At 43.5% G+C, this 13,850-nt stretch carries 8 protein-coding genes and 1 pseudogene; 3 read left to right on the top strand and 6 right to left on the bottom strand.

The window, feature by feature from the left end:
* Nucleotides 1-347 precede the first annotated feature (347 nt).
* A complete protein-coding gene (locus P4S58_RS20900) occupies nucleotides 348-2,021 on the top strand; it encodes a DUF342 domain-containing protein (protein WP_042479528.1) in 1,674 nt (557 codons plus the stop codon).
* A gap of 77 nt (nucleotides 2,022-2,098) precedes the next feature.
* Here the strand turns inward: P4S58_RS20900 and P4S58_RS20895 are convergent, their stop codons facing one another.
* From P4S58_RS20895 to P4S58_RS20880, 4 genes are read right to left on the bottom strand one after another with little or no spacing between them, the layout of a single operon-like run.
* Nucleotides 2,099-4,213 carry a type I secretion system permease/ATPase gene (locus P4S58_RS20895; RefSeq protein WP_337165566.1) on the bottom strand — a complete coding sequence of 705 codons (2,115 nt, stop codon included), beginning with the start codon at nucleotides 4,211-4,213 and terminating at the stop codon, nucleotides 2,099-2,101.
* A gap of 17 nt (nucleotides 4,214-4,230) precedes the next feature.
* Nucleotides 4,231-6,141, bottom strand: coding sequence for a bifunctional diguanylate cyclase/phosphodiesterase (locus tag P4S58_RS20890; RefSeq protein ID WP_337165564.1), 1,911 nt, complete (start codon nucleotides 6,139-6,141; stop codon nucleotides 4,231-4,233).
* A gap of 5 nt (nucleotides 6,142-6,146) precedes the next feature.
* Nucleotides 6,147-6,809: a transglutaminase-like cysteine peptidase gene (locus P4S58_RS20885; protein WP_337165562.1), complete on the bottom strand. Its 663-nt coding sequence runs from the start codon at nucleotides 6,807-6,809 to the stop codon at nucleotides 6,147-6,149.
* 56 nt (nucleotides 6,810-6,865) lie between these two features.
* Nucleotides 6,866-8,257, bottom strand: coding sequence for an HlyD family type I secretion periplasmic adaptor subunit (locus tag P4S58_RS20880; protein WP_042479522.1), 1,392 nt, complete (start codon nucleotides 8,255-8,257; stop codon nucleotides 6,866-6,868).
* Nucleotides 8,258-8,543: 286 nt separating this feature from the next.
* On the opposite strand from P4S58_RS20880, the pseudogene pdxH reads away from it, so the two are divergent.
* Nucleotides 8,544-9,179: pseudogene (gene pdxH / locus P4S58_RS20875) on the top strand (pyridoxamine 5'-phosphate oxidase).
* 89 nt (nucleotides 9,180-9,268) lie between these two features.
* Here the strand turns inward: pdxH and P4S58_RS20870 are convergent.
* Complete coding sequence (locus P4S58_RS20870; protein WP_042479519.1) at nucleotides 9,269-11,092, bottom strand: SUMF1/EgtB/PvdO family nonheme iron enzyme; 1,824 nt, start codon at nucleotides 11,090-11,092, stop codon at nucleotides 9,269-9,271.
* 166 nt (nucleotides 11,093-11,258) lie between these two features.
* Nucleotides 11,259-12,365: a PEGA domain-containing protein gene (locus tag P4S58_RS20865; RefSeq protein WP_102953272.1), complete on the bottom strand. Its 1,107-nt coding sequence runs from the start codon at nucleotides 12,363-12,365 to the stop codon at nucleotides 11,259-11,261.
* 451 nt (nucleotides 12,366-12,816) lie between these two features.
* Here P4S58_RS20865 and P4S58_RS20860 point away from each other — a divergent pair, with 451 nt between their 5' ends.
* Entirely contained in the window at nucleotides 12,817-13,626 is an 810-nt protein-coding gene (locus tag P4S58_RS20860; RefSeq protein ID WP_167828586.1) for an AraC family transcriptional regulator, read from the top strand.
* Nucleotides 13,627-13,850 lie beyond the last annotated feature (224 nt).

The following is a 13,850-nucleotide window of genomic DNA, read 5'->3' as shown; positions in this document are numbered from 1 at the left end:
ATATCCTTTCTCTCGCTGAATGCTTACGTTTACAGTACGGTAAGCATCATAATACATGTGTTACATGATTTATATCAATTACATTAATATCATTAACATGGTGTGTTGCCTCATCTCGTCCGGTAAACCCAGTAGTTGCCAGTTTTAAAACTTATAGATAAGGTGGTTCTTGTATTGCTAGTGCAAATGATTACAGCAGCTACAATTTACACTGTAAAGGCGCGTAGTTGGCGGGTATAACTTTTAGGGTGATACACGCCTTAATTTGAATATATGGATGTTTGGTATACGTCTCAGTTTCGATACACTGGAAATCAACGTTATGTGTACCGTAAAGGTTTAGTTGTATGTGGAAGGATGTCATTACACTCACGGGAGATAAAACTCGTGTAGTCGCTAAATTAACGGATGGTAAATTCGACAAGAATGGGGCCACTCAAGAAAGCTTGGTGAGTGCGCTACAACATCTTGATGCTTCCAAATTCTATCTAATGGAAGATGAAGTAACGCGTTTCATTAATTGTGCCAGTGAAGGTAAAGGTGAAGCGTACGAAGGTATTGTCATCGCGGAAAAACGTAACGCAAGCTTACTCGTGGTGCTTAGCGAACATGACATGATTGCGAGCATGGTCGTGACTGGCGCGTATGGTGGACGAGGGCTTCAAAGTAGTGAAATTATTCAAGCTTTGGCGGACGCAAACGTAATTAAAGGTATAAATAAAGCCGCACTAAAAAAAGTCTTTGTTGTTAGTAACAAATTGGCTGGCGGCGAGACGTTTACTCAGCCTGTCGCACAAGGTAAAGAAGCGATTAATGGTAAAGACGCGAAGTTCTTACCACTCGTTGAAGATGTAAATAAGCGAATTCTTGCGCCTCAGTCGGTTAAAGGTCAAGACAAAATAGATATGCGTGATTTGGGTGAAACCATTACGGTCAGCGAAAACGATCCAGTAATGCGTCGCCAACCCGCGACTAAAGGTGAACCTGGATTTACCGTTCAAGGCAAAATTCTACTTCCTAAACCCGGTGTCGATGCTGCTCTGGTTGCGGGTAACGGCACTCATCTTAGCCCTACCAATCCTAATCTATTGCTGGCGTCGATTAACGGCATGCCTGTATTTAGAAATAAAACCATCGATGTAGAAAATGCGATTTGTCTGAATAACGTGAGTGTCGCAACAGGGCATGTGAAGTTTAAGGGCAATGTGGTTATCACTGGTGATATCGAGCCGGGGATGATTGTACGTGCTACAGGTTCAGTGACTGTCGGTGGTTTTATTGAATCAGCCGATGTTCAGGCGCAGGGTAATATTGAAGTAGGTAAAGGCATCATTGGTCACACTGCGACCGAAGGTGAAGAAAAGAGCTGTACTGTTAAATCTGGAAGCACAATAAAAGCAAACTATGCACAATATGCAGAACTGCAAGCTGGCGAAGATATTCATCTTGCCGTTCACAGCATGGGGAACGTGATTCGCTGCGCTAAAGACTTAATTGTTCTTGATGAGAAAGAGACTCAGGGGACATTAAGTGGAGGCACAGCCAAAGTGGGTGGGAAAGTCGTGTGTCTTAATTTAGGCGTTGAAGGGGATACCGTTACTCACCTTGAAGCCTTTGCCAATTTTAACCGCTTTAAAGAACGTATTGCCAGTCACAAAGACCAATACAAGCAGGCTCAAGAAGGTACGATGGATGCCATTCGTAAAGAACTGGAGTTCAAGAAACGTCCTAAAGCAGAACGTACGGAAGAAGAAGAACTCGAAATTAACGAGAGAAAAGAAAAAGCCAATGAACGCTTAGAGAAGGTTAAGAACTCACTTGATTTGCTGAATGAAGAGTTCGAACTTGCTATGGCAGCCAATACAGTAGAAGCGAAAAGCAAAGTGTTTACTCATGTTACGGTTCAGTTTGGTGAGGAGAAAGTCGTGACTAAACGAGTTCGTGGCCCATCCATATTTTCATTCAATCAATATGAAATTCAAGTGTCTTCAAAACTGGAAGATGAAGACGTTGGGGTTTAAATCTAGAGCTGAAAATGAAACAAGGCTGAAGAATAAACAAGGGGAGCATTCGCTCCCCTTTGTTCATGTATCTACTATTAATTCACTGCGCGTATCTTGCCGTGTTTAAGATCGTTAAGAACCATAGATTTCGGCCCATCGGCAATGATGGTTCCTTTTTCCATGACAATTACACGGTCAACCACATCCAGCATTGATGTTTTATGAGTTATCAGAATCAATGTTTCAGTTGGTGTGAGTTGTTTCATTTGATTCTTAATGTGCATTTCAGAACGATTATCCATCGCGCTGGTTGGTTCATCCATTAGTAATACCGGAGGACGCCCCAACAGGGCTCGTGCGATAGAAACCGCCTGGCGTTGACCTCCAGATAATAACAAACCTCCTTCACCAACTTGGCGTTCTAAGCCGGCAGGATCTTGCTGTGTAAACACTGTCACACCTGCTCGGTTTGCCGCATCCATGACTTCTCGGTCGTCCACCAGCGGGCGACCGAGGGTTATGTTATCTCTGATAGTGCCGTAAAACAGAACGCTCTCTTGAGGCACACAGCCAATATTACGACGAATATCGATGTGATGGAGCTGCTTAATATCGGTATCGTCAATGCGTACATGGCCTTCAGTTGGTTGATACAAGCCCATGATTAAGCGTTCTAGCGTAGTTTTACCTGAGCCAATACGACCGATAATTGCCACTTTCTCACCCGGATTGATGGTCAGACTCAAATCACGAATCGAGGCAATCGGAGAGTCAGGGTAGTGGAACGTCACCTTATCCAGTTCAATTTTCCCTTGAATCATTGGGCGGTGAATATAACGCTTACCTTCTTCTTGTTCATTTGGCAGTGCCATTACTTGTTCGATGATTTTCAAAGAAGCTTTCGCTTGGTTATAGCGGGTCGATAATAGAGATAATTGAACCATAGGGCCAATAGCACGACCGCTCAGCATCGTTGCCGCAATAAGACCACCCATCGTCAGGTTTCCTTGGGCTATTAGGTATACACCCAAAATAATCATCCCAACGCTCGATGCCTGCTGAACCAGACCAGCCGTGCTTTGAATGCCATCAGTAATTCGGCGGCTTTTGATATTCCAGTTTGCCATATGGGAAATGGCTTCTTCCCAACGGTGTTGGAACTGGCCTTGTGCGCCAAAAAGTTTCACCGTTTCGAGACCAGCTAAGCTTTCAATCAGGTTCGCATATTTCTGAGATGCAAGGCGAGAGCCTTCTTCAATCGCACGACGTAGAGGAGCCTGAATCAGCAGAGAGTATATGATCAGAACACACACACCGATAATCGGTACGTAAACCAGATCGCCAGCCATTAACCAAATAATGATCAGAAATAGAATCGAAAACGGCAGATCAATTAGAGATGAAACGGTCGCTGAAGTGAAGAACTCTCTTATGGACTCAAACTCTTGCAGATGACGAGCAAATGCGCCCACCGATGGCGGGCGTGACTCCATTCTAATTCCCATCACTTTACTAAACAGTTTTGAAGAGATGAGGATGTCCGACTTCTTACCTGCGATATCAATAAAATAGTTGCGAAGCATCTTCAATGTGAAGTCGAACAGAAATATGACAAACACACCACTAGCCAAAACCCACAAGGTTTCAAAAGCAAGGTTAGGAAGCACTTTGTCATACACTAACCGAGTAAACATCGGTGCAGCGATAGCAAACAGGTTTATCAGCAGCGATGCGAACATCACATCACGATAAATGCGCTTTGATTGCCAAATTGTGCCCCAGAACCAGTGTCCTTCACGGGTCTTGAGAATTTCTGGTGAACGTTCATCGTAGCGAAACTGCTTCTTCACCATGAAGTAACGCCCAATAAAGCGGGCATTTAATTCTTCAAGCGGGTAAGCAATCGGCACCATTCCGGACTCAGCAGTAACAATCTCGGCCTCTTGTTTCTCTTCGTTAATGCTGTTGAGAACACAGGCTTCATTTCCCCGCAGCAGGAGAATCACAGGAAAAACTAAGCGAGGGATCTCTTTCAGAGTCGAACGGTTTTCTTTGGCGATAAGCCCCGCACGCTCTGCAGCGCGGGGGAAAAGAAACGGTGTCAGCTTGCCATCTGTCAGCGGTAATCCATTGATTAACGCATCAGGTGAATTCGCCAATCCATAATAACGACTCACATAGACCAGTGAATTAAGTAGCGTATCTTGCATTAAACTGACCTTTATCCTTATTTATCAACGATGAAACCTTGGAATACTTCAATAAAGTGTTCCGATAGGAAATCCAACTGAGCCTGAGTTTCAACGCGAGAAGCGATGGTCTTAATTCCTAGGTTATGCGCAGTTCTTGAAATAGAGGTTAAAGTGAACTTCTGCTTCTCATCGTCTAAGTGGTGAGTAAACAGATAATCCAGTTTCACGTATTTAGGTCTAAATTCGTTGATGTAATCCAAAGACTGGAAATTACGTCCATAGTTATCGACACCAAACTCAGCCCCCGCAGAGCGAATCGCGTTGCAGAACAGTGCCGTATGGTGTGGCGCATTGATAAAACAGCTTTCTGGTATCTCAAAGTGGAGTAAGGCACAAATCTCTTTGTGTTTGGAAAGCTTTTGTGTGATCCAGCGGATAAAGCTTGGTTGTTCAATACTGCTTTGAGCGATGTTAATCGCCAGTGGCGCGTTAAACTCGTTTGCTTCTAGCTTCTCAATCATTTTATCAATGACGTATTCATCGAACTGGTGGCTTGCATTTAACTGTTCAAGAGCAAACAGATATTGGTTGGCGGTATAGCGTTGTTCACCGTTATCAATCGCAGAGAACACTTCACGGTGGAAGGTCTCACCCCAGCCATCATTCGCCGCCTGAAAGCGGTATTGGAACCAGTCGTTGTGCATGGCTTCTTCAACCAGTGCTTTCCACTGTTGTTTACCCATAATGACTTGGTCTGATTCGGCTTGGATAAAGCCATATTTTGCATCCGCATTGGCCTTAGAAGCCGCAACAGCGTTATCTAGCAACGAAAGTATCTGTGTTGAATTTTTCTTGCTCTGGTTATGTACAATGCCCAGATAGACTTTCTCTTGAGTCATGCCTGTAGGGTCTGCACTGATATCTTGAACGCAGCCGAAGATACTCTCAGCGACCATTTTTAGTTCGCCTTCGTCCATGTTCGGCAGAATGAAACCAAACTCATCGGTAGAGATACGGGCAATGGTAGTGTTTGGTGCGGAAAGCGTGACTTTTAAATGCTCAGCTAAGTTGCCAATCATGCCATCTCCCGCTTCATAGCCCTTTTCTTCATACAGTTCTTTAATAAATTGAGCTTGAAGAATAGCGACGCCACCAATTGCACTTTCTGCCAACCAGCTATTGAGCTGGTTCATGTAGTAAGCTCGGTTGCCTAGATGAGAAACAGGGTCAATATAAGCACGCTCACGAAGTTGTTGAGCCTCTTGTGCTTGCGCTTTGAAAGACTTTTCAACTTGCGCAGACATACTATTTATACCTTCCACCACAGAAATAAGATCTTTGGTTTTTGGTAGTGGAAGCGGATCGCCAAAATAGTTGCGAGCCACTTGTTCCATCTTATTGACGATCATTTGCAATGGACGAAGTGCGCGTCTGACGATGATGGAAATCGCCACTAAACCCGCAAAGAAGATTGCGCCGAAAGCAATACTTAGACGAATAAGCGCATTCCATAACTGTGAATAAGCTTCACCAGGGTGGCTGATGATTTCGACTTCTGCAAGTTGCATCCAGCCACTGGTGACGACGCGTTGGTCAGTAATCGGTTGAAATAAATTTAGGTTCGTAAACCAAACAGGAACCGAACTAGGCTTGATAGGGTAGGCACGTTCAATCTGTTGGTCGTCGTCGAGAAATTTCAACCTAACTAGCGAGTAGGTACTTCCATCAAACAGAGCATTGATAACAGACTCAACCGCGACGGTATCTTTTTTCTCAAGGTAAGGTGCGAGAGCTAAACCAACGGTATTGATCGTATTACTCACTTCAGAGCGTTGTTGCTGCTCTAAGTTGTCACGAGTCGTGTTAAATTCGATAACGAATACCGAAGCTAACAGCAGAACAAATACAGTTATCATCCCTGCGACCAGTTGTTTATATAGTGTCATAGTACCTACTCATCGTAACTGATTAGTGGTTTATTCAGTTTAAGAGAGCGCTCTCGAGCGCGTAAATCATTCCAAAGGCTAAGACGTGAAGAGTCGCCAGCAAGCTGACCGTTCTTAGATTTCATTAGCCACAAGTTTTTACCGTTGAAACTGTATATAGGTAACAAGTCTCTACGAGTTGAAGCGGGTTTAATTTCGCCGTTGATGTTGTCCAAAATCAACGGTTCAGCATTCGGTGTTGAGTAGTAAGCAAGAACCATGTGGAACTGGTTAAGTTCGATGGCTTTAACGTACACGAGGCGCAGTTTGATATCCGATACGCCAAGTTCGAGCAGGGAAAAATACTTCGCAATCGTGAAGTCTTCACAGTCGCCTGCATTACTGCCGAGAAATTCCAACGGTGTTGCCCAGTAATCGTTTTTACCCCATAGCTGGATATCGTTAACGAAATACAGCTGGTTAAAAAAACGGTTCACCTGAGTTAACTGTTCTTTTTCTGATAAGCCTTTATAACGGGTCATTTCTGAACGCCAAGTCGCCACGCGCATACCCGCTCTTTGACCATAAGTCGCAGAGACAGCATCAATCCACTGTTGCTCCTGTTTGCTGAGAGCCAGTGATATGGATGATGTCATTAGGATAAGCGTTGCAGCTAGCCAGCGCTTCATAGCGTATCCCAATCACTATTGTTGAAATGGGTCAGTTCGTGCTTGAGCATTCAGTATCATTCCCGCAAGGCGTTTGTCTTTGCTCTAAGAATTGGTTCAAGTAGATACTCCATCACTGTTCGTTTGCCGGTAATAATGTCTATCGAAGCTGTCATACCCGGAATTATGGGTAGGTTTTCATCGTGACCAAACGACGTCTCAGTGGTACGCACTCGAACCAAATAGAAACTGTTGCCTTCTTCATCTTGTGTGGTATCGGCGCTGATATGTTCTAGCGTGCCTTCTAAACCACCGTATTTAGTAAAATCGTAAGCGCTGAATTTCACAATGGCATGTAAATCAGGGCGTAGGAAAGCGATATCCTGAGGAGCTATCTGTGCTTCCACAAGCAGTGTGTCTTCTGTCGGTACTATCTCGACGATATCCATACCCGGCTGGATAACACCGCCCACGGTATTTACATTCAGTGTTTTCACAGTACCTGTAACCGGTGAAACAACCACAGTTCGGTTTACACGGTCTTCCAATCCCACCGCAGACTCTGTCATCGAAGAGAGCTTATCTTGAATTTGGTTAAGCTCTTGTTGCTGCTGAGAACGGAATTTCTGTGCGGTATCAATTCGGCTTAACATCGCTTCGCGAATGTTTGACCTCAATACCGGCACTTTTAGTTCGCTGGAAGTGAGTTCACGACGGGTGTCGTTCACCTGACGTTGCAGTTTCAGCAGCTCAATACGTGGCACCACGCCTTCATCGGCTAAAGGTTTTGTGATTTCCAATTCTTTATTAGCAAAATCATAGCTTTGTCGAAGGTTCTTGATTCGCGCTTGAATCTCTATCAGCTCTTGCTGCTTCTGCTTAACTTGCTGTGTCATTACAGAAATTTGGTTTCTTAAATTATCCAAATCTTGTTGATATTCTGCACGTTGACGAGCCACCAGCTCAGGCTGTGTATCCTTGAGCAGGGGAGGGAAGGCAAGCTTGTTGTAATCAATACGAACACTGTTCTCCCAATTGTTCTCAGAAAAGTCTTCGTCGATAGTGACACTGGAAAGTGTCGCGGAGAGCTGCAGCACGTTTGCTGTTAAGTTGGCTACCTGTTGTTCACGCTCGCGGAAATCTGAACGGAAGCGAGTGTCATCAATTAAGATCAGTTGTTGGCCTTTTTGAACTTGTTCGCCTTCGCGAACCAAAATCTGCTTTACCAAACCGCCTTCCAAGTTTTGGATGACTTGGACTTGAGAAGAAGGAACGACTTTTCCTTGGCCTCGAGTGACTTGATCTATTTCGGCCCAAGATGCCCATGCTGAAGCAGCGATAAAAAAAGCGATCATCACCCAAAGCATTACCCTCGCACTACTTGGAGTGTTTAGAAGCAGTGCGGCTGTTTGGTCGTCGACATACTCGAGTTCTGTCGCGGAGAGCTTATTGTAACTACTCTTGCTCATGGTGTTCCTTGATATTGCGGTTCGTAACTAATCGCTTATTGATTTACCTATAAGAATAAATGTTAATTATGGAATGCGTATAGCTATTTCCATTTAATTTTTGAATTCATTCGTTTTTTCGATAGATTTGTTGAATTGTTAATGTGCTTATTTGGTCTGTGAGCTGTTTTTCTTAACTTTAGTTAAGTTCATAATTTCTCGCTGTTGTTATTACTATCTGCGGGTGAATCGCTTGAGTTCTGTAACAGTTCAGAGGACAATCGGCAAAAAATTACGAGGAGTAGAAATGGATCTTTCAGATATTCGCCGTGAGTACATCCGAGGTGGTTTGAGACGTAAGGATTTGCTTGCCGATCCCATTGACCAGTTTAACTTATGGTTACAACAAGCGATTGATGCAAAATTAACTGACCCGACAGCGATGACGGTTGCGACCGTTGATCAAAATGGTCAGCCTTTTCAACGTATTGTTCTGCTGAAGAACTTAGATAAAAATGGTTTCGTTTTCTATACCAACTTGGGAAGCAGAAAAAGCGCAGCATATTGAACATAACAACAAAGTCAGTATCCATTTCCCTTGGCATCCTTTAGAAAGACAAGTTCATATTACAGGTACGGCAGAAAAACTGAGTGCACTAGAAAATATGAAGTATTTCACTTCTCGTCCAAAAGACAGCCAAATTGCGGCTATCGCTAGCCATCAAAGTAGTCGCATTTCGGCTCGCGGCATTCTCGAAGGTAAATATTTAGAACTGAAACAGAAGTTCGCTAATGGTGAGATTCCAGTGCCGAGTTTCTGGGGGGATATCGTATTAGACCTGAGAGCATTGAATTTTGGCAGGGTGGGGAACATCGTTTACATGACCGTTTCTTATTCAGCAAAACAAACGACACGTGGACGGTTGACCGTTTAGCACCATAATTAGTTTGTTACTTTCGCTAAAAGAATTTGAGCAAAAGAAAAAGGGGGAATATATTCCCCCTTTGTCACATTTGTTGCTCGTATATTGCTTATTCCAGCTCACGTAGGATACGGAAACCCACATAGTTGGCTGCAGTGGAAGGTCCTATAAATAGCTGTTTGTCTGCTTTTGCCATCTCAGGTGAGAAGATCCAAGCACCACCTTTAGCCATGCCTCTTTCATCGTTGGTCCATTCCCACACGTTACCCACCATGTCGTAGAAGCCTAGACGGTTAGGTTCAAATGCTCTCACTGGAGACGTACTCTTATTGGACCACTGAGTACCACCCCAACCAGTATTCGCTTTACCTGACCCAAAGTTATCGCCCCACCAGTAGCCGTTTTGGCTACCTGAACGAGCGGCAATTTCCCACTCATCTTCACTTGGTAAACGGTATTTGAAACCCGTTTGTTGAGAAAGCCAACGTGTGTAGGCGACCGCATCATTTTTGCTGATACAGACGGCAGGTGATTGAGCCGATTGTTTGAAGCCTGGATTACGCCAATAACTTTCGGCTATAGGAGTCACTTCAGAATTGTCGACCGTAATACAGATGTTTTTAAGCTCTGCATCTGTTTGGTAGCTGGTTTGATTCACGAATGTCTCAAACTGACCGACAGTAATTGGTGTCGCACTCAATGCGAAAGCATGATCAAGGCGAATTTGTCTTGAAGCTTGATCACCCAGCAGATATTCACCTTTTATCATGGTGATCATCTCAGGGGCTTTTGCATTGCCCTTCAATGAATCTGCAAACTTATGACCCGGTTTCAAAACGTTTTCATATTCGTTCAGGACTGCACGTAGCGTCTGGTCTGCTGTAACTTCAATTTCACTGTTGAAAGAGCGATAGCCTTCTTTCTCAATGATGATGTGATGTTTACCAACGGGCATCAGCACTTCTACAGGCGTACTGCCATATTGAACGCCATCAACGATGACTCTGTCTGCATATTGATTTGAACGTACTGAAAGGCTTACCCAAGCTACTTCTTTTTGCTTCTCACCAGTCTGATTACCTTCACCCGGTGCAAAACAGTATTGGGAATCTAAGTTAAGAAGCTTACAAGGTGCATTTTCAGCAGGACGAGCATCAAGCTGGGCTGAAATCACGGTGCGGAATTTGCTGCCATCTGAGAAGCCAGATTCAACAACAGAGTGCTTTAGAACATGAATATTGAGAGAAACATCAGATAGGTATTGTTTGACGATAGCTGATTCGCTGGTCTCGTCCACAAGCCAGTTCTGGAACTGTTTAACCGCTTTTTGTAGCCCGAGTTCATTTGTCTGGCTGCTACATTGAGCTAATGTCATGTCCGCGTTACAGGTGTTGGTAAAGCTGACTTTTTGTTCGCCTGTGCGTTTTAGTTCTTCACGCAAACGTTCCACACGAGCGCGAAGTTTGTCTTGCTCTAAACCTGCTATGTTCTGCTCAATAACGCCTTGCGCAGATTTTTTCTGAGCCAGGGCTGTTTGCAGTTCTTGCAGCTTTTGTTCAGCTTCTAAGCGAGACTTTTGGTTCTGCTTCACTTCAGACCACGCATCTTGATACGCCTGTTGCGAAGGCATTATGTCAAGATCCGGTTCATCTATCATTTTGAGATAGTCGCGCTCCAAATTTGCTTTCGCTGTTTTTAGCTTCGCATCGAGTTTGACTGTCAGTTGATTAAGACGATCCAATTCTTGTTGTTGATTGTCGACAGCAGTCTGATCGGACTGGGTTGCCTTTTTTGCATCCTGCAACTCTGAATGTTTACTGAACAGCGCGTCATCAATGGCCATTACAGAGGAAGGCGTTCCTTCTGCCAACGTCGATGTCGCCATTAAGCAAGGTGAGAGTGCTATTAGAAGAGCGGATAAACCTTGTCGCATTGTTGTCTACTTCAGTTAAGTTTTAAAAATGTTTTGGCTATTCTAAACGAAAACGCCATTTTGTCAGAAGTTATCTTTCAATAACTTGGTAACAAAATGGCGTTTTAACATAGCCTTATTTATCAGCTTTGTGAATCATCACAGAAAAATCACTGTATTCCGTCGCCTAGCCGTTTTTGTTTGGTCTTAGTTTTACCCAGATAGAATCGTTGCCATTCACAGTGATAACACGGTTGTATGTTTCAAAACCGTCTTTAGACACAGTGACTTGATGACGACCCGCTGGTAGAACGATTTCTACAGGAGTACTACCATAGTTAATACCATTGATGGTCACAGAATCGTTATATTGGTCTGAACGAACAGTCACATTTGCCCACTGTTTATCGTTCTTTTTGTTTGCGCTCTCGTCAGCTGCGCCTTGTAGGCAGTAGCGAGTAGAAACATTCAGCAACTTACACGCTGCGACTGCTTCAGGTTTCGCTTGTAACTGAGCTTGCATTTGAGTGGTGTAATCGTTGTTGCCTTCAAAACCGCTCTTGATGATTTGGCTTTCTTGAACGTGAATGTTGAGTTCAACACCGTTGGTGTTTTGCTTAACAAGCGTAGATTCAGTCACACCGTCCAGCAACTTAGCACGAAACGTTTTAACAGCTTTTTGCTTAGTTAGGTATTTGCCTTGGTTAGCACATTCGCCAAGCGTCATCGTTGTAGAACAGGCGGTTTTGTAGCTTGTTTCCAAAACACTGCTTTCACGAAGTTCAGCTTCAAGGCGCTTAACGCGCGCTTCAATACGGCTTTCTTCCAAGTTGGCAAATTCAGTTTTTAAGCGAGCTTGTTTCTGCTTAATCTGAGACAAACGCATTTCGCTTTCTGTCACAGCCTGTTCGTTGGCTAACTTTTCAGACTGATTCTGTTTTACCGCAGCCCAAGTTTCTTGGTATTTCTTTTGGAAGGTAATCAGGTCAGTTTCAGGATCATCCAATAGACGTGAGTATTGTTTATCTAGAGCTGATTTCGCTCTATTACGCTTCGCATCTAATTCATCTGCTTCACGTTGGAGGCGTTCTTCTTCATTTTTCAATTGTTGAAGTTTGGCACCTTCCGCTTCATAGTCTGAAGAAATCGTGTCAATTTCATTTTGTTTGATACTTATCTTCTCATCGATGCTCGCCACAGGATCAGCCTGTGTTACTTGTTCTGCGTTCACCGATGCAGTTACCCAAAGAGGGCTTAGCGCAAGCAATAGCGCTGGGATGCGATATTTGATCATAGGTCCCTGCAACAATTTAACATTTAACCACCGAATATAGTGGGAAAGACAATCTTTTGACAGCTTTTAAATAAGCCGACTCATAATGCAAACTCTGTAGCTTTTTTAGCTTCAAAGCACTAAAACTTACTGAAACCTGCTACTAGGTCTCTGATTTTGTAAATCTTATAAATGTGCATTTCCCATTTTGAGCAGATTCATAAAATATGCAAGCACCGATTTCCGATTCACAGCGCTGTTTTTCGATTGAATACACATTGACCGTAATTTATGTGCACTTGATCATTGTTCCGACTAGATGAATAACCCTTATTTCATCACCATAAATTATCGCATATGCTCATTGTTGATTATTGGTGATTAAAAAGTGTACAGCATTATCACTGAGGGGAAATTTGGTATAAAATTAGAGCCAATTTCAAAGAATGACATGGTCTTGAGTGAGCAAAGTATGACAACTTCTGCCTATACAGAGCAAAGAGCCAAAGTTTTGTCGCCTCGCCCGGCGCAGTTAATTACTTTGCCTGCATATATGGATTGCCATGATCACAACTACACGCAAATTGTAATTGGCCTAAAGGGGCAAGCGGAGTTTGAAGTGTGCGGCAGTGGCAATGTTGTCGGACCGGGGCAGGGTTGTGTTGTTACCTCCGGAACCGATCATGCTTTTGGCGGCATTGTCGGTCAGTCAGATATCTTGGTTTTGAACTTGCCTCTTCCTTCTGACGATGACCCTTTAGCCTTGCAAAAGATAAATGATCTCTCTCGCAGTGATGTGTATTTTCAACTCGATGGCCAAATTCAAAAACTGATTCAACTATTAGTGTTGGAAATGCAATCTTCTCCCGATGACTTACTTTTGAGTCGCGCTTGTAGCGATACTGTGACAGCTCTATTGCAGAGACACATATCCAGCTTTTCTACTCATAGAAAAGACTCGCGCTTCGACTTAGAAGCGGTCGATCGCTATATCGAACAGCATTTAAGTCGTCGAATTTCTGTCGCGCAGTTAGCGGGCAGCGTATTTCTTGGAGAAAGCCAATTTCATTGCTTGTTTAAAGAACAGCTTGGTATCACTCCACACCAATATGTGTTGGGTAAGCGTGTTGATATGGCGAAGTCCCTCATTGAACAAGGTCGTCTAAATCTAGGTCAAATTGCAGAACTGACAGGTTTTTCAAACCAAAGTACCTTTACCCATACTTTCTCTCGTTTGCAGGGTATTTCACCTTCGCAATTCAAGAAAAGCTGTCGCAACTAAGCTTCCAAATTAAGAAATCACACCGCAATTTTGTTTTTTTCTACGTTCGCTAACATTTGCCCATAGCGATCTTCACTATTACTCGCCTTAATTAATGATAATTATTCTTCTTTAAAGCGTGATTTAGCCAATTAAAGGTTACCTATTTGCGTTATCTGGTAAAAAATTAGCATATTCTTTTGTTGTAAATGATGTGATTCTGTTTTCGCTTTGTTAATAAACCA

Origin of the sequence: Vibrio sp. Hal054 (genome assembly GCF_037162405.1) — a bacterium.
Lineage (GTDB): Bacteria > Pseudomonadota > Gammaproteobacteria > Enterobacterales > Vibrionaceae > Vibrio > Vibrio diazotrophicus.
This window is presented reverse-complemented; position numbering and strand designations above follow the sequence as displayed.